Source organism: Candidatus Hydrogenosomobacter endosymbioticus (genome assembly GCF_021654655.1).
GTDB lineage: Bacteria > Pseudomonadota > Alphaproteobacteria > Holosporales > GW7 > Hydrogenosomobacter > Hydrogenosomobacter endosymbioticus.
On the sequence record NZ_AP025225.1, the window covers coordinates 104,671 to 122,218 of the forward strand.

Sequence of the window (17,548 nt, forward strand, 5' to 3'; positions counted from 1 at the left end):
GCGATAATCACTGATAGCCCACAAGAATGGTATACCGGAGAAGGCCAGAGTGCGGTCGAGAAGACTCGAACTTCCACAGGCAATGCCCACAGCGACCTCAACGCTGCGCGTCTACCGGTTCCGCCACGACCGCTCGTACACAGGATAAACGATTTTTCGTTTCGTAGTAAATAGCTGGCGGCAAATAGCTGGCGGCGATTCCTAGCTGATTGTTATGTTTAGATGTATTAAATCGGTAAGGCGGTGATCGCAAAAGTAACTATTGTGCTTTCCCGCCTTTTCTATAGTTGCTGGAATTACTATTTTAGATAAGTAGGTATGTTTTGCTTAGTTTCCATCGGGCTGAGCGAGTATGTTTAAAAGTTTTTCTGCAGGAGGGCGACCTATCACTACTTCTCCGGATGGAGTAACTATCGACGGAAATCCGTCAAGCATAAACTGATTAGCGATACGTGAGACTTCATCTATTTTTCTTTGTATATTTTTACTGTCCATATGTTTTGCAAATTGTTCTTGGTTGATTCCTAGCTCTTCTGCTATTTTTAGCAAATCTTCCTTTCCTCCTATTTTTTCCATATCATCTTTTATTTTGTTAAAAAACGCCTCAAACTGGTGCATTTCTGCCGCAGCAGAGAGAGATTGCGTTATGTGATCTTTTGAATTTCCGACTATAAGGAAGCAAATTTTGCCATCGCCACATTTTCCTTCTTTGTTTAAAGACAAAATGTCACTTATAAGGAATTTACAATGAGGGCATCCTGGGCTTACGAAAGCGTATGTTGTTTTTTTCCCATCTCCAATGGTGAATGTTGCGATGCTGCTTAGTATATTTGGGGTTGCTCTTAGGTGTTCTTTGACTTTTGCCGCTCTATCTTCGTTTCTTTTTTGATCCATTTTTTGAGAAAATGCGACTGCTATTTTTTCGAAAAGAGGAGGGTTTTCCTCAAATGTTTTTACATAATGGTTTATTTGCTCTTGCTCGATGTTATTCGAATTATTTGTATGCGCAAGTAGCGGTGAATAAAAAGAAAAGGATGAAACGATAAGAGCTATAATTGAATATGCAACTGTTTTATTTGTCATTTTTCAATGCCGATAGATTCCATACACGAAATATTACAACAAAAAATATAAGAGATTATAAAAGGTGCAGATATTTTACAAAAAATGTGAGAGTTTTATTTGCGCTAAAAATGCAAAGTAAAATTGTTACAAATGTATTGTTTTTTATAGCGTTTATTCCAGATTGTGGTTTGTTTTTATGTTGATAGAACTACTTAACGCTTTCGACATGTCGTAGTAGAAGCGAGCCTGCGCTAGATGCGAAGGTTTCTGTTGTGACGAGCGGGATTATTTCTTTTTTTCGTATTGTGAAATGGAAGTGAGGGGCAAAGCGTTTTAGCAGAAACCACGGATTATTAATGAAAGCGCTCTAGTAAATGGGTGATGTCTAGAGCCGATAGAAGGTGAAATCCCCTACACGGAGACGGCACAAGGTGCCGCCTCTGTATTCATGACAAGCGCATCTCTAACGGTAGGGCGATGCAGAATCAAAACCATCGTATAAGCTTATTATTATATGCTATTCCGATTTTTCTATGGCTGGTTTCAATAGGTCTCCAAGCCTAGAGCCAGAGCTAGCGGTTACGTACTCTTCAACAGCTTTCTGCTCGTCTTCCATATCCTGCGCTCGAATCGATAGCATAAGCTTGTTGTTTATAGTTTGTATCTTCACGATCTTAGCCTCAATCACTTCGCCTATAGAAAATCTACGCACATCTTGATCGGTATAATCTCGTGCAATGTCGGATTTTTGTATAAATCCCATTAGATCGCCAACCTTAACTTCAAGCCCAGCATCTACGATGTTTACAATTTCACACGACACTGTCATCCCCTTTTTCAAGCTTTTAAGTTGAGATTTTTGTGAATCAGAAGAAACCTGCTTAACTCCAAGGCCTATGAGCTCTTTCTGCGGGTCTATGTTCAAGATTTTCACACGAATCTTATCTCCAGCATGATACTTTGCAAGCGCCTCATCTCCTCCAGACCAAGCAAGGTCAGACCTGTGTACAGTGCCGCTTATGTTTGGTGTAACCTGAACTATTACGCCAAATTCTGTGACGCCTTTAACTTCTACATCAACTTCACTTCCAATAGGATGTTCGCGCGAAAATTCTTCTAACGGGTTTGATGAACATTGTTTCAAGCTAAGAGAGATTCTTCTATTGGCTGCGTCAATGTCTAAAATTACTACCTCAACCTCTTGTTTTTCCGACACTACTTCCGACGGAATGATGTTTTTTTTGCTCCAAGAAAGCTCTGAAACATATACTAGCCCTTCAACTCCATCTTCAATAGAAACAAAAGCGCCACAATCGGTGACATTAGTGACAATTCCCTGGACCTTCTGTCCGGGAGAGAACCTTTGTTCTATGTCTGCCCACGGGTCTCGCTCGAGTTGTTTCATGCCAAGAGAAATGCGCTGCGTTGTCTTGTTGAACCGCGTTATCATCACCTCTACGGACTGGCCAACAGTAAGCGCGTCAGACGCGTGCTTGACTCTTTTCCACGATATATCCGACACGTGCAAAAGGCCATCAATTCCTCCAAGATCCACAAAAGCTCCATAATCGGTTATATTCTTGACAACGCCGGTAAGTATGCTTCCTTGTTTCAGCCTCGATAGAAGATCGCGCCTCTCGTCAGCTCTGGACTCTTCCATGATAGCGCGCCTGGAGACAACTATATTAGTCCTAGATTCCTCCATTTTTATTATCATAAACGGCTGTTTTATGCCCATAAGAGGAGTGACGTCCTTGTCTTTAATTGGCCTAACGTCGACTTGGCTTCCAGGGAGAAACGCCATAGCTCCGCGAATATCGACTATAAAACCGCCTTTTACGCGGTTAACTATAATCCCCTCTACAGCTTTTTTCTCTTCAAATGCTTTAAGCAAGAGGTTCCATGTTGTCTCTTGTCTAGCTTTTTCTCTGCTGAGGCACACGCCGCCGTGCTTATCCTCATACTGTTCGACGAAAACATCTACGAAAGAGCCAATAGAGAGGTCTGCAGGACTCTCTTCGTCTTGGAACTGTTTCAGAGGTACGCGACCTTCGGACTTAAGCCCGACATCAATGAGCACCATATTGTCGCTAACGCTAAGCACCCTACCTTTTACTATTTTTCCTTCTAAACTTTTTTGCTCAGAAAAAGATTCAGCAAGCATGCTCTGAAAATCCACCTTGCCTGATGCGGACGTGCCCGCGCTGTTAATTAGCTTTTCGCTCATTGTTTGTTGATATAGAAACGACCACTCCGCATTATACAATGAACAAACAGAAACTCCAACATAGCGAGGAAGGCATAAAATCTATCTTTTCCAGATCAGAGTGAGTTTATGTAATGAAGCTTCGGCTTAAAGAAGGAGGAAAACAGCAACAGGCAAAAAAAAACGACCATCCAAAATCGCGGCGCACATCAAGACACACGCGCAACCAGCGAAAAACGAAAGAGAAACTCCCCGGGCTGGATTCGAACCAACGACACGGTGGTTAACAGCCACCTGCTCTACCCCTGAGCTACCGAGGAACGCCATATTAATAGCACGAGATAAGGACTTTGTCTACTAAAATTTGCGTTGCGCTGGTTTTATATTGCTGCCTGCGCAGAGTGATTTTGTGTGGAGACTAGGTTTATAGAATTGAAACAGAGTCTTTTTGAAAAGTTCCACAGTTTAATTTTCTGTTTTATTTGGTTATTTTTAATGCTGCCGCGCTATACTTTATCTGAAAGCCAAAGCTGTATTTTGAAATGAGAAAATTTTTGAATTTAGCCTTATTAATTACTTTAAGTGTTACAGCAAGTCCAATATCTTATTCAGGTGTAAGGGAAACTGAAAGGTGGGTTAAGGCGCACGAATTTAAAGTAGGGCGCAGCGATTGGTATTTGAATTTTTCGTCCAGGGAGAAGATGGAATTTTTTCAAAGAAAATTGCGAAAAGAAAGGCCGAAAAACGTGTCTGAATCTGAGTTAGTAGCGTATTTTTTAGAAAAAAATTATTCTTAATGTTTATTTATATTTTCAGCGTAATGAAATATAAACTTTATTTTAAAGTAAAAATATTTGTCGGAAAGATTTTTTGCATTCTCCGTATTCTGAAATTACATTAAAAAGACAAAATATATATTGTTTAACGACCAAAATTATCTTAACATGTGCTTGAGTACGTTGTTTCAAAGGGTTGCGCATGATAGATCTGAAGTGGATAAGGGAAAATGCTGACAAGGTCGATAGGTCTATGGCTGCAAGGGGGAGCGGCCCGATATCTGGTGGCATTTTAGATCTTGATGAAAAAAGCAGAAAAGCGATAACAGAGCTTCAGGAAATTAGAACGAAAAGAAATAAGCTGGCGTCAGAAATTGGTGCACTTAAATCAAAAAGGATGGATTGCGGCCACTTGATTTCTGAAGCAGAAAAATTTAAGCGCATTGAGGACGAGCTGGCGTCTGGAAGCAACGAGCTATCGTGTCAGCTTAGGAAGCTGCTTCTTATGGTACCTAATATTCTTGACGAAACTGTTCCGATAGGAGCTGGAGAAGAAGACAATGTTGAGGTCAGGAAATTTGGAGTGGCGACGGTTTTTCCTTGGACGAAAGACCATATGGAAATTGGAAAATCTCTGAGCTGCATAGACTTTGAAAGCGCAGCAAAATTTGCTGGGGCTAGGTTTGGCTTGTTAAGGGGGCAAATAGCTCATATGGAAAGAGCTCTATTAAACTGGATGATAGATTTGCATGTATCTGAAGCTGGTTTTATGGAGGTTGCAACGCCATATCTAGTGAAAGAAGAGGCTCTGATTGGATCTGGAAATCTTCCAAAATTTAAAGGGGATTTGTTTGAGACGACTGATGGGCGTTTTCTTATTCCTACAGCAGAGGTTTCTTTAGTTAACATGTTCAGGGAGCAGGCGATAGACGAATCAGAGCTTCCGATACATGTTGTTGCTGGAACGCCTTGTTTCAGGTCTGAGGCTGGGTCTGCAGGGAAGGACACTTACGGAATGATAAGGATGCACCAGTTTCATAAGGTAGAGCTTGTTAGTGTATGTAGGATCGAAGACTGCGCTCGGGAGCTTGAGTTTATTGTTTCGCGAGCAGAGAGGGTTTTGCAGCTGCTCGATATACCATACAGGGTTGTAACTTTGTGTTCTTCTGACACTGGATTCACCGCCAGCAAAACATATGATTTAGAAGTGTGGCTTCCGGGTCAGAATAAATACAGAGAAATTTCAAGCTGTTCTAATTGTAAGTGCTTTCAAGCAAGGCGCGCTCAGATTCGTGTCCGTGGTAAGAGCGGTTCGTTGTCTTATGCTGGAACATTAAATGGATCTGGCATCGCTGTTGGAAGGGCGCTCATCGCTGTTTTGGAAAACTATCAGCAGCAAGATGGATCTGTAGTGATTCCTAACGTATTGAGGCCGTATATGGATAATAAGGAGAGAATAGAAAGATCATGATCATAGAATATCGCAGGAAAACAAAGTCGATACCGGTTAGGCTTTTGATTTTGTTTCAAGTTTTGCTGACTCAATGTACTCTTCCGTTAGAGCAGGTGCGTCCAAATCTTGGTCCATATCAGGTGTGTGTTATGAAAGGAGAGTCTATATACAGTATTGCGGCAAAAAATGACATCTCTGTTAGGGATTTGATTATAGCGAACAGACTGGAAGCTCCATATGCTGTTTCTGAGGGGCAGGTTTTGGTTTTGCCTGATTCTTCGTCTGGTGAACGGTCTAATGCGAGGAGTGGGGAAAGTGGAAAAGCAATATCGGAAGGTCCAGAACTTATACCTGAACCGGGTCCAGATAGAGATTCTATTGATAAAGTGGCTGCGGAAGTTCCTCCTTTATCACCAATTGGTGGAGGATTTTCGTCTGAAAAGTCTGGTGAGGTGGCGGCTCAGGCTCCTAGACAGCAGCAGCCCTATCAGGCTCAAGGAGCAATTGATGACGATCTTTCGCAGGAGCTAAAGAAGGCATGTGAAGAAGACGGCCGATCTACATCCTGTGATTCTAGTTCTTCTAAGCCTGCTTCAAAAAGTTCTCAGCAATCGCAAAAGGATAAAAAACAACAGTCGTCTGCGCAAAAATCACCGTCAGCAGCTCCAAAGGACCCTGTTAGTTTCTCTCTTCCAGCTCGTGGCAAAATAGTATCTACGTTTCAGCAAAAAGGCCGTAAGAAATGTAATGGTGTTCGTATAGAACTTCCGCCTGGGTCTTCTGTTGCTGCTTCAAGTGATGGTACGGTTTTATTTGCTGGTTGTGAGCTTGGTCATAACCTCATACTCATAGAGCATAGGGACAAATTTCTCACTGCATATGGCAATGTTTCTGATATAAAAGTGAGGCAGGGACAGCATGTGAAGAAGGGGCAAATTATAGGAGGTATCTTGGGAGAAAAAGGTGCTACGATACACTTTGAAATGCGGAAAGACAGAAAGCTAGTTGACCCAATGGCGCATATAAAATAGTATTCCGTCCTACGGTTGTTGTTATTTTTGTAAAAGAGGAAAGCCAATGAATGAAGGGATTATTGAAATTATAGCTAGGGTGGCGCCGTTTTTAATGATTGGAGCTGTGTTTTATTTTTTGATATTTTTGCCACAGCAGAAAAAGATGAAAAAACACAAGGAGATGAACGAGTCTCTTAAGAAGGGAGACAAAGTTGTCACAAATAGTGGTATTGTTGGTATTTTTGAAAAAGCCGCCGATGGTTATGCTAGTATAACAGTCGCTGAGGGTGTTGTTATACAAGTGGTTAATAGTTCTATCGCTGATGTGCTCAAGGGTGATAAGGCTGCTGAGAAAGTGGCAAAATTCAAACAGCAGAACGAAGATTCTGATAGCGGTGTAAGTAAAAAAACGGCTACTAAGAAAGCATCGAAGAAATAGACTTAGGGAACTCTATACTGGGTGGCTGGTCGATAAGAGTGCTTTACATGCGGGAGCCCGGTCTTTCGGCGCGTGTTTACTGTAAGTGTGTAGGGTGGCCTATGCATAATGAGCTGATGCGCCGCTTCTTAACTTTGCTGTGTTGGCGAGGCTGGTTGTTGTCATGAGACATGAGGCTTTTTTATCTCACTGAAAACATTGCGCGCGTCGACAAACCGCCATCCTGAACTGATTCGCGATAATGTTTCCTACAGAATGATACGTATCTACTTCCTGCCTGGTCTAGCTGTTCACCATTAGTTACGGCGTTTCCATCCTGATCTAGTCTGACCACCATTGTCGCGTTTTTCCCGCAAAAACAGACTGTTTTTATTTCTTCTATCTCATCGGCCCAAGCGAGCAGGTGCTTGCTTCCCTCAAAGAGATTCCCTTGAAAATCTGTGCGAAGTCCGTACGTCAGCACAGAAATATTTAAGTAATCAGCAATATAGCATAGCTGCCAAACCTGGCTTTTCGTAAGAAATTGGGCCTCGTCTATGAGGGCGCATGAGATGCTCTGGCTTTCTTGCGATTCCATAACGAAGTGATCAAATCTAAACTCATTATTAAACGATATGCAAGGAGACTCTATTCCTATACGAGATATAATTTTTTCGCTGCCTATTCTGTCGGTGATTAAACTTGGCAAAAAACACAAAGTGTTCATGCCGCATTCCCTGTAGTTATAATTAGTTTGCAGAAGGGCCGTGGTTTTTCCTGCATTCATCGCGGAATAATAAAAAACGAGCCTAGACACGGGGAAAAAATTCAACATCCCATAAACCATGATGATAGCAGCAGTTGACAAAAAAATCCAGGAAATACACGTGTGGCCACGGTCGTTATATGGAACCTAACAGAGACTGTTGCACAAAAGAACCAATAAAAAGTGCTGTCATCAACATAAGCCAATTCAGTGCTGAGAAACAACAGGCAAACTATGGCGAGCTCTTCCCACACATACTGTATTATAATAAGTAAGCGCGCTTAGTCTCTAATACAACACTCCGAGCAGTTAAAGCTTATTTTAACAGATTGCTTTATTTGCTATTTTTTTGGAGTGCCAAACTGTAATCCGGAAAATTTTTGTCTAAACCTGGCTAATTGACCTTTTTCTATTAGGTGCTGTTCCTTTGTCCAAGCCACGTGCGTTTTTGGATCTATCTCAAGGTTTAAAGTATCGCCCTCTTTCCCCCATGTGGACTTTGTTTGAAATTTTGTGCCATCAGTCATAACAACGTTTATCGTGTGATAATCCGGATGAATTCCTTTTTTCATTGCAATATCTCCAAAGACTGCCTGAACGGAGTATAGCACAGTTTGCTCATGCTAAGAAGACAGTATTCTTAGCGAGCGCGTTGTGAGAAAACCAGAAAAACCTTCTATTGGACCAGAGATATTAAAATCGATAGGCGTTCATTCATCGACGTCTGCGTTGCAAAGTTTTTTCTGTGTGTATTTTGTTCTTTTTTGTGGCATCCTCTGAGACTCCAGCCGTTTTTTCAGTAATATAGGAGATCGATCCGTTCCAGCTCTTCTTCTAGAATCCTTATGAAAATTCTTTTTTGCGAAACATATCATCCGATGAGACCATTCGCGAATTCTCTCTCTCATCTTCATTCTTTTTCGCTCTTTATATTTCTCTGGCCAGGCACTTTTTTCCTTGAGTGAAACTTCAGCTGGGTTGAAGAAACCACTATGATTTACCAGAACAATATTTCTTTTTCTAATTTTTTTATTTTTTAATTTAACAGTTTTAGCGGCGCTTGACCGATTTTTAATATCTGTTTCGCTCTGCTCATTTTGTTCGGGATGCAAAATTCCAAGTTGGTCGCAAAGGGCGGCGCTTTCTGTTAGCTCTTGCACAGAGCTATTTGCATTTTTTATATTTTTTTTATTTGTTCTGATAGATTGGGAAGCTATTTTTGTGCGACTTGAAGAGGAGAGGTTTTTCGATAAAGAAGAGCTATTTTTAACGGTCTCTATATCTAAATCATCTAAATCTTCAGGGAATTCGCTTGTTATTGAGCTGTTGTTAGGCTTGGCCTGCGAGGTATCTAAATTTTGTGCATATGTTTCGTTCCATAAAGCAGAAAAAACTTTCTGTGTATTGTATGCGCCGCTATCAACAGCAATAAGCACGCGTGAGGACAGCCACTTTCTCGATGGAACTGTTATGGCATAACTTTTGTCTATGTTTTTGCTGTTGGTTGTTGCATCATCTTCACAACATAAAAGAAGACCAAAAGGGACGCTAGATCTTGTTTCTGTATACGAAGAAGCCTTGTCAATGATCGAATAATTATTTATGTCGTATAATTCCTCCTTTTGGGAATAGGCTGACATGTCGTTTATTATTGGTAGAGCTCTCAATATTTGCTGGTTTTTCGAGTTATCTGCTACTTCTGTCCCATTTAAAAGCCCGCTGATGACTGCTGCGCGAGGACAGAACATAGCTTCAGACCTGCGGTAGGTTTTTGCATGGCAGTCGATATAGTTGATATACGGATTTGTTTGCCCAACGCTTGCGCAAATGTATTCTGATGGAATGAAAAGAGGTTTTGTGTCTCCTGACGCACGCACAGAAGGACTTAATATTTCTGCCATAAGTAGATCGACAGATCTGCTGCTTCCTTGTGGGTATAGAAGATTATACACCTCGCACGCCACACAGTTGTTTCCGCTTGGAAGGGTAATAGTTCTAACAAGCGAGAACTGTCTGCCGGTCGGGTCTTTTTTGTTTCTGAGTTTATATGAAAATGTGAGGCTTCCGGTTTCGTCATTTTTTGATATGGTTATGTCGCCAATAATGTCATGTTTCGTAAGCTGAAATTCTTTTCCCTTAGAATTCCAATATTTTATTGAAAACCCAGGAAATCCTTCTCCGTCAGAAAATGCGTTATTAAACAGTGTTTTCGGAGATGCGCTTCCTATGTGCGTTATTCCTCCTCCATTTTTATCTATAACAACGTAAACGTCCTGACCGTTACTGTTTTTTTCCTGCATTACATAGCGGCTTCCTAGGTCTGTTATTGTGGTCGCTTGCGCGTCGCGTATCCAACAGATGCAACATGCTATGGAGCAATAAATAGAGATGACAATACGAAACTTTTCTAAAGCATAAGGGACAATCATTTCTTCCTCACTTTATATGGACCAACAAGAAACATTCTTGCTCCATATTCTACATTATTGTCTCTCGGCCCGCTTCCAATTAATACTTTTTTCATATTTTCACATGGCTCAATAACTCCGCCCAGATAATTGATCACCGTTTTTCCTATTCTTTCTTTCTCAGACTGAAGAATATAGACATGTCTGATATCCTTTCCTTTTTCTAGCTCTAAAAACGCGAGGCTGAATTTATCAAAGCTGTCTTGCCGGCTATCTTTGCTTAAATAGAATTGAAATAAACATCCGAACGATTTTGCCCCTATAGCCGAGACAAACCCAGCAAGGTACGGAGCGAAAATACGATCTTTTTCAAAATCAAAACCATTGGTCGCAAGAGTTAGGCACAACTTATCAATGCAATTGCTGGTTAGTTTAAATATTTTTATTTTCTTCAAATACGGGCTTCGTATAGGAACAGTTCCAAAATCCTTATCGTGCATTATTGAGTTATGGCCGAATTCTTTGAATACAGATATAAACGCTCCTATATATGACGAAAAAACCACGGCCATTAGCATAATTATCCACCGTTTTTTAGTGAACGAGCGAGTATAGTCAAACGCAGCTACTACGATTGGAAGAGCTAATGATCCCATAGAAAACGCCATAATCCAACTGAGCCTAGCCGCGCTGCCAAACGCAGATAAAAACGTTGCCGACAGCGATGAAACTAAAATAAATGCTCTGCCCTTAATGAACTTAGCTCTTTCTATTCTTTCTATTTTCGATTTTTCCTGCCCCTCGTCATCGGACTTTCTGAGGTACCAAGAAAAACATGTGAACGATGAGATGATGGCTATGACAGAAGCCATCCGAGCCATCATTTCCCGCTGCCAGAACACTTTTGACGGCTTCAAATATTTCCACACATAGAGAAGCTTCTTCGTGTCTAGAAAAACAAGCGTGAAAAAGTATGCCGCGCACATAGACAATATCCACACCGCCATGTGAGTATGGCGCTTAAAGCTGCGCTTTGTAATTACTATGCTAAAGGTCACCGCGCTGAAAATAATAGGATGATAACGCGCTATTAGCTCTTTAAAATCACTCAGATAGCGCTCGAACATTCCGCCATGCATAGCAGACATCTCCGCTATGTAAAGCTGGTACATGTTAGTGTAAATGTTGTAGCACAGCGCTATGTGAGCGACTATTATAAACAGACTGGACAAGAAGAAAACAGCCGAATCCTTCCACGCTTGAGCGAGCATACGTCTTCTCTCATCGCCCACATAATAAATCATGGCAAAAGAGACTATCATTATAGGGCTCCACACAATCATAGCTACGCCAGTAACCGGGCGTCCAAGAAATAGAACAAAAACAGAAAAAGCAGCTCCTACCATGTGTACAGCTCTAGAAAATGGTTTTGAGGAGCGCAGATACAACATCATACATCCCATCCATAAATACGTTCCACATGTTGAAAATGTGTAATAAGAAGGGGTTTGTATGAGATGCATGTAATAAAATAACGACAGTATGTTAACTATCAATACAAAACACAAAGCAGACGCAAAATCTCTGTTTTTTTCTCCTTCTCCATCCCGTTTAAAAAATCCTAAATTATTAGTTAATGAAGCATATCTGAATGTGCTCCATGCCATAAAAGTAGAGCTTGCAACTATCATCCCAAAAGTCAAAAATCTGTAAATAAGCACGAAATGTTTGAACATACAGCCGATTTTATGCAAGATCACATAATAAGCGCTCAAGAAGAGCGCCGTGGGTTCAGCTCCTTGCTGAAGGATGTAATACGTATATCCTTCATAAAAAATATTGAAATGGAAAAATGCTCTATATAAAATTTCATAGCTAAGCCACGAAAATAAAAAAAGAGAAACAGAAAGACATAACCATTTTGATGACAAAAATTTATGAACAAATAATTCTTTAGCTATTTTTCTGATCCTAATCACAGAACTTTGCAGCATAAACACCTTTTCAAGAGCAATACAAAGCGATGCTATCACATAAGAGAACCCAATCAAACGCTTTTATTAATCGGTGAGTTAACCTAATATCAAACCAATTCACCGAGCGATCGAGCCTACCAATAGCTAAGCCCCATAACCCCCTTAACTTGCGATAGAGTGACTGCGGCAACTGCTCGAGATTTTTCTGTTCCAGCAATCAATATTTCGTCTATCTGATTTTTTGTTATGCTTTTTCTGCGCTCTCGTATAGGAAAAAGGATTTTCTGAAGCGTATCATTTAAAAGAGACTTTATGACCTTATCACCTAGTCCGCCTTTTCGATACTTTTGTTTAAGTGTGTCGATTTCATCGCGGTCATCATGAAACGCGTCAAGATATGTAAACACTACATTAACTTCAACATTGCCAGGATCGTTCACATGTATATGGTTTGGATCTGTGAACATAGAAAACACTTTTTCTTTTACGACGTCTTCTTCATCGCACAGCATAATAGCGTTTCCAAGAGATTTGCTCGCTTTTTGCTTGCCATCTATGCCTATAAGGCGCGCTTCCCTGCTTAGGCTAGCTTTAGCCTCTAAGAGGATCTCAGCTCTATATATTCGGTTAAATTTACGCACGATTTCGTTGCACGTTTCAATTAATGGAAGCTGATCTTCTCCAACAGGTATTATTTCTGCTTTAAACGCAGTTATGTCAGCTGCTTGGCTCACAGGATAGCAAAGAAATCCTGCTGGAATGCTTTGTCCGAACTCTTTTTGTTGCAGCTCGCTTTTTACTGTTGGATTGCGCTCAAGTCTGCTTATCGTCACTAAATTAAGATAATAAAATGTTAATTCTGCAAGCTCTTGAACTTGTGACTGCACGAAAATTGTGGCTTTTTTAGGGTCTATTCCAACAGCTATGTAATCTTTTACAACTTCGTATACGTTTGCTCGGACTTTTTCTGGAGTAGAGAAATTGTCCGTGAGGGCCTGCGCATCGGCGACCATTATGTATGAATCAAACTTGCTCTGCATTTCCACTCTACTTAGCAAAGATCCCACATAATGCCCTAGATGAAGAGCGCCGGTAGGCCTATCTCCTGTCAACATAACCTTATTTTTCTCAATTTCCATGTGGTTTACAAAATATCTAAACGTGTTTATGAAAGTATATAAATATCAGACTAAAGTTTGCAAATAACATTTTGATTGAAAATTTTCATCTATGCTCATACAAATAAAATACAAAATTTGTGCCTGAGCTTTTTCTATAATTATGCTTAAATTAGTACTATCGAACTTTATTTTTCATTTATTCAACGGCTAAACAATGTTAATACAAATTTATATTATGCATATGTAAAATACGAAACTTGATAGGTGCTCGCTCAAGCTTGTACAATTCGCCTGTAAACAATCCATTACACAGGAGATAATAGCATGTCTTTTAATGGAGTTAGCGTCGCTGTCCCAACATTTATGCTTGCTGATAGAGCTGTAAACTGGAGCGCTTTTGAGAAATATATAGATTGGCTTTGCGGGGATAAAGTTGACGGAGTTGTTCCATGCGGAACCACCGGTGGGTTTTTGTGTCTTTCCGCCGATGAGCAAAGAAGGCTCATAGAAATTTGCGTTGAAGTGTGTGGGAAGAGGGCGAAAGTGATCGCAGGAGCAGCAGCTGCAACAACGCCAGAAACTATAAATCTCGTGAAAAGTGCTGAAAAAGCCGGCGCTAACGCAGCTCTTATAGTTTCACCATTTTATGTGAAACCATCGCAAGAAGGGATATATCAATTTTACAAAGATATTCATGATGCAACGAATATTCCTATAGTAATATATAGTAATCCAGGTAGGGCGGGCGTTGGTATTGCTATAGATACTGTGAAAAGATTGATGGAGTTGCCTCGTATAGTTGGCCTTAAGGACTCAACCTCAGATCTTTCTAGAACTTTAGAGATATCATCGTTCATGAAAAGAGGGTTCTCGCTGTTGTGCGGCGAAGACTCTTTGTTTTTGCCATTCCTTTCATGCGGAGGAACCGGAATCATATCTGTTACCGCTGGTGTCGCACCGATGCAATTTAAAGAAATTTGGAAATGTTGGAATGATAAAGACATAGATAAAGCTCATAAAACCGCTATCTCTGTTAGAAAACTGTGCGCCGCTATGTTTATGAGTCCAAGCCCAATACCTGTTAAGTATGCGCTATATATGATGGGATTTGCCGAGCCGCATACAAGGCTTCCGCTTGGTCCAATATCTTGCGAATGTAAAAGTATAATAAAAGAAGAGCTTGCTTCTCTTGGATTATGCAATAGCTGCTTGAATAAAAAGTGTTGCTGAGGGTTGAAAAGATAAAAACAAGATATAAATAATTGAAAATCTGCAATGGCCTGCAGGGGATTTTTAGAATATAGAAAAATTGCATTCTATATGAGAAATTGTTATAAAGTCTGCGCGAGCCAAGCTGTTTTATGATTTTTTTTCTTTGATTTTAGAGAGATTTTTATTATGGTTTGTGTTGCGTTTTGTCGGCCAGAGATTCCTCAAAATGTTGGCGCTATTTTGAGAATATGCGCGTGCTTTGACGTTAAGGCTGAATTTATCGGTCCTTTTTCTTTTTTGTGGAGCGATAAATATTTGAATAGATCTGCTATGGACTATAAAAAAATTGCAGAATATGAAATTCGTCCATCTTGGGGGGAATTTATTAAAAGAAGAGGGAAGGGGAGAATAATTGCCACAGCTGCCAGAAAAGGTATAGCGTATCATGAATTCAAATTCGAGAATTCTGATACGCTTCTTTTGGGATCTGAAAGCGTTGGGCTCGGCGAGCTAGAGATTTCATATTCAGACTCTATAGTTAATGTACCAATATCGCAAAGAGCGCGGTCGCTTAATGTGCATGTGTGTGCAGCGATAGTTTTGTCGGAGGCATTAAGGCAGACCGATGCATTGCCTCATCCAAGCAGTTAATTTTTATGTACAAACATAAATATGTATTAAATTTTATTGACTTATATCTATAGTTATATCTATAGTATTTGCCATATTTTGAAATTGTTTTCGGTTGGTTTGTTAAATGCGAGCTCTGTGGCTGCCCACACAAGAGCGTCAAGCCTGTCTGGAGAATTTTTGCTATCTGGAGTATAGGATAAAAGCTGTTCTTCAAGAATTGGAAACTTTTTTGCGTGAATCACTCTTCCTTGCTCATAAAGAGCCGCTATAGGTTCTGCTCTCACGTATTTTCCGCGCATGGCTCTGACTGCTTTATATGGAATATTTGGATATAATGTATGCAAAAGTTGTTCTACAAGGTCGCCGCCGTTGTTTACTTCTGCTATGACTTTATCTGCTGAATAACGTTCAAACGCAGCTGCAACATCAGATATCCATTGAGTAGAATTGAACTTCCCGCTAAGGTCGTCGAGTATGTGTATCGTTCCTGTGTTATCTAATCCAGCGACTATTATTCCAGTCTCGTCACTGTCCTCATTGCAGGTGACTGCCGGGTCTACAGCTATAACAACTCGCTTCATTTCTTGTGTATGCTCAGCATCAGGTGTTGGTTTGGAATGCTCTGATAGACTAGTGGACGAGCGCTCTATATACTTAAAAAAGCTAGGCCTCCATAGCGCGCCATTATTTTCGTTTAGAATTTGTCCTTCAAGCTCTTGCGCCCCTATTCTTGTTCCAAGATAATTCCTTTTCATGGAGTCTATATAGCTTTCAGACAAATTTGCTTGGTTTTCAAATGTGCTTCCAGTTGTAACAAAAACATCTGGCATACAGGAAAGTTTTCGTATTAGGCTTGATGGGCGCGGTGTTGTAGTAATTACGGTTTTTGGCGATTTTCCGAGCCTCATGCAAAACATCAGTTGATTGAATGCTTCGTCGGCATAGCTAAATTTGGCAAGTTCGTCTATCCATGCCCCATCAAATTGAGGGCCTCGAAGCTGTTGGTATGCTTGCGCGCTATATCCGGTTGCTATTGCTCCATTTTTCCATATTAGCGTTCTAAGAGAGGGTAAATATGTCGGTCTTTCATCGTCTGGAAAGACAGAAAGAAGGCCGCTTTGCCCCTCTATCATAACAGAGCGCACATCATCAAATGTTTCTCCGAGAAGGCAAATTCTCTTACATTTTCCGGACGATATCCAAGAACGTATTGTTTCCGCACCGGTCCTAGTTTTTCCAAAACCACGTCCTGCGAGGATTAACCATATACGCCAGTCTCCTTTTGGCTCTTTTTGGTTTTGCCTTGCGTTAGCGTGCCAATCATATCTGAGCGCAACTTCTACCCTTCTAGATTGTTCTCGACGCAATAATTTGATCATTGATTCTGCTCGATTTTTATCCATTTTGTGCTCTGCAAAATTCCTCATAATAAAATTATATGCACCGCCAGATTTGCTAAACAAAATATTTTGCAAAATTCTTTAAAAGACATATGCAAAATGAGAGAAATGGAGAGAAATGAGTGCGAAAAACCTGCGAGTTTAAAAAAGGACACTTTTATTGGTATTGAGGGTGCTTCAAGTTTACGCTTAGAACTCTCCGAGTCGCTGTATTTCCCACTCTAAGTGTATTCCCAATCGTGAGGCCGCTTCCTTTCGTATCTTTTCTCCAAGCTGTTCTATGTCGCTTGCTTTTGCTTTACCAGTGTTAACTAGGAAATTAGAATGTTTTTCGCTTACTTTTGCTCCTCCTAGTGAAGCTCCTCTGAACCCAAGTTCATCTATTATTTTCCATGCACAATGTCTCGTAGGATTTTTAAAGACGCTTCCGCATGAAAGACCGCATGTGGGCTGGGTAGACAGTTTTTTTTCTCTTAGCTTTTTTACTGTATGGGAGACGCTTTCTATGCTAGAGCTCGTGCAACGAAACGTAGCTCCGACTATTATCCAGTCGCTCGGAATGCTGCTCGACCGGTATCCATATTTTATATCATCTGCGCTGATTGTATATGTTTTCCCTTCGTCTGTAACAAGATGGACGTTGAGTACGATTTGCGATATTTCAGCACCAAAGCATCCTGCGTTCATATAGAGCGCTCCTCCGATTGTTCCAGGGATTACAGATAAAAATTCCGCTCCGGACAAGCCTTGTTTTTGGCACTCTGAAGCAAACTCGCAAGATTTTACGCTCGCGCCAACATCAATATCTGTAAAATTTTCCGAACGCCGAAACGAAATTTTTCCGAAGTTGTTGCCGAGAGACATTGTCAATCCTTTGATTCCTCCGTCTCGTATGAGCAAATTATACCCAGCCCCTATGGTCGTTATACATTCAAAGTCAGATTTATTGCGAATCAAGAAACAAAGTCCTTCGACTCCGCTTGGTATGAACATGGCGGATGCGTAACTTTTTGTTCTGAATCCGGTGTATGACGTGAGGTCTACATGTTTTTCTAGAAAGCCAAATTTTGACAGATATAAGGAAGAGATATTGTCCATGTT

At 40.7% G+C, this 17,548-nt stretch carries 15 protein-coding genes and 2 tRNA genes; 6 read left to right on the forward strand and 11 right to left on the reverse strand.

Annotated features, from left to right (window positions below):
- Window positions 1-50: 50 nt before the first annotated feature.
- The 4 genes from HYD_RS00500 to HYD_RS00515 all read right to left on the reverse strand — a co-directional run bounded on the left by HYD_RS00500 (window position 51) and on the right by HYD_RS00515 (window position 3,591).
- Window positions 51-133 (reverse strand) — tRNA-Leu (locus tag HYD_RS00500).
- Window positions 134-327: 194 nt separating this feature from the next.
- Complete coding sequence (locus HYD_RS00505; protein WP_236865237.1) at window positions 328-1,083, reverse strand: DsbA family protein; 756 nt, start codon at window positions 1,081-1,083, stop codon at window positions 328-330.
- 499 nt (window positions 1,084-1,582) lie between these two features.
- On the reverse strand, window positions 1,583-3,292 hold the full coding sequence (locus HYD_RS00510) for a 30S ribosomal protein S1 (protein WP_272876443.1): 1,710 nt from the start codon (window positions 3,290-3,292) through the stop codon (window positions 1,583-1,585).
- Between the two features lie 227 nt (window positions 3,293-3,519).
- Window positions 3,520-3,591, reverse strand: a tRNA-Asn gene (locus tag HYD_RS00515).
- Window positions 3,592-3,813: 222 nt separating this feature from the next.
- On the opposite strand from HYD_RS00515, the gene HYD_RS00520 reads away from it, so the two are divergent.
- The 4 genes from HYD_RS00520 to yajC all read left to right on the forward strand — a co-directional run bounded on the left by HYD_RS00520 (window position 3,814) and on the right by yajC (window position 6,952).
- On the forward strand, window positions 3,814-4,068 hold the full coding sequence (locus HYD_RS00520) for a hypothetical protein (RefSeq protein WP_236865239.1): 255 nt from the start codon (window positions 3,814-3,816) through the stop codon (window positions 4,066-4,068).
- Window positions 4,069-4,249: 181 nt separating this feature from the next.
- Window positions 4,250-5,518 carry a serine--tRNA ligase gene (gene serS / locus HYD_RS00525; protein ID WP_236865240.1) on the forward strand — a complete coding sequence of 423 codons (1,269 nt, stop codon included), beginning with the start codon at window positions 4,250-4,252 and terminating at the stop codon, window positions 5,516-5,518.
- Window positions 5,515-6,531: a M23 family metallopeptidase gene (locus tag HYD_RS00530; protein ID WP_236865241.1), complete on the forward strand. Its 1,017-nt coding sequence runs from the start codon at window positions 5,515-5,517 to the stop codon at window positions 6,529-6,531. The genes serS and HYD_RS00530 overlap by 4 nt, the downstream gene beginning before the upstream one ends.
- 46 nt (window positions 6,532-6,577) lie before the next feature.
- The gene (gene yajC / locus HYD_RS00535) at window positions 6,578-6,952 is read left to right on the forward strand and encodes a preprotein translocase subunit YajC (RefSeq protein ID WP_236865242.1); all 375 of its coding nucleotides are present in this window, start codon (window positions 6,578-6,580) and stop codon (window positions 6,950-6,952) included.
- A gap of 181 nt (window positions 6,953-7,133) precedes the next feature.
- Here the strand turns inward: yajC and HYD_RS00540 are convergent, their stop codons facing one another.
- The 5 genes from HYD_RS00540 to trpS form a co-directional block, all read right to left on the reverse strand.
- Window positions 7,134-7,748, reverse strand: a complete 615-nt coding sequence (locus HYD_RS00540; protein ID WP_419469461.1) for a thymidine kinase — start codon at window positions 7,746-7,748, stop codon at window positions 7,134-7,136.
- A 290-nt stretch (window positions 7,749-8,038) separates the two neighbouring features.
- Entirely contained in the window at window positions 8,039-8,269 is a 231-nt protein-coding gene (rpmE, locus tag HYD_RS00545; protein ID WP_236865246.1) for a 50S ribosomal protein L31, read from the reverse strand.
- A gap of 138 nt (window positions 8,270-8,407) precedes the next feature.
- A complete protein-coding gene (locus HYD_RS00550) occupies window positions 8,408-9,997 on the reverse strand; it encodes a hypothetical protein (protein WP_236865248.1) in 1,590 nt (529 codons plus the stop codon).
- A 125-nt stretch (window positions 9,998-10,122) separates the two neighbouring features.
- Entirely contained in the window at window positions 10,123-12,138 is a 2,016-nt protein-coding gene (locus HYD_RS00555) for a hypothetical protein (RefSeq protein WP_236865250.1), read from the reverse strand.
- Between the two features lie 77 nt (window positions 12,139-12,215).
- Window positions 12,216-13,220, reverse strand: a complete 1,005-nt coding sequence (trpS, locus tag HYD_RS00560) for a tryptophan--tRNA ligase (RefSeq protein ID WP_236865252.1) — start codon at window positions 13,218-13,220, stop codon at window positions 12,216-12,218.
- 306 nt (window positions 13,221-13,526) lie between these two features.
- On the opposite strand from trpS, the gene dapA reads away from it, so the two are divergent.
- Together dapA and HYD_RS00570 are read left to right on the forward strand one after the other, a co-directional pair.
- Window positions 13,527-14,432 carry a 4-hydroxy-tetrahydrodipicolinate synthase gene (gene dapA / locus HYD_RS00565; protein ID WP_236865260.1) on the forward strand — a complete coding sequence of 302 codons (906 nt, stop codon included), beginning with the start codon at window positions 13,527-13,529 and terminating at the stop codon, window positions 14,430-14,432.
- A 168-nt stretch (window positions 14,433-14,600) separates the two neighbouring features.
- A complete protein-coding gene (locus HYD_RS00570; protein ID WP_236865262.1) occupies window positions 14,601-15,065 on the forward strand; it encodes a TrmH family RNA methyltransferase in 465 nt (154 codons plus the stop codon).
- Window positions 15,066-15,124: 59 nt separating this feature from the next.
- Here HYD_RS00570 and HYD_RS00575 read toward each other — a convergent pair whose 3' ends face one another.
- A complete protein-coding gene (locus HYD_RS00575) occupies window positions 15,125-16,450 on the reverse strand; it encodes a DNA-packaging protein (RefSeq protein WP_236865265.1) in 1,326 nt (441 codons plus the stop codon).
- Between the two features lie 186 nt (window positions 16,451-16,636).
- Window positions 16,637-17,545, reverse strand: coding sequence for a UDP-N-acetylmuramate dehydrogenase (gene murB, locus HYD_RS00580; RefSeq protein ID WP_236865267.1), 909 nt, complete (start codon window positions 17,543-17,545; stop codon window positions 16,637-16,639).
- Window positions 17,546-17,548: the final 3 nt, after the last annotated feature.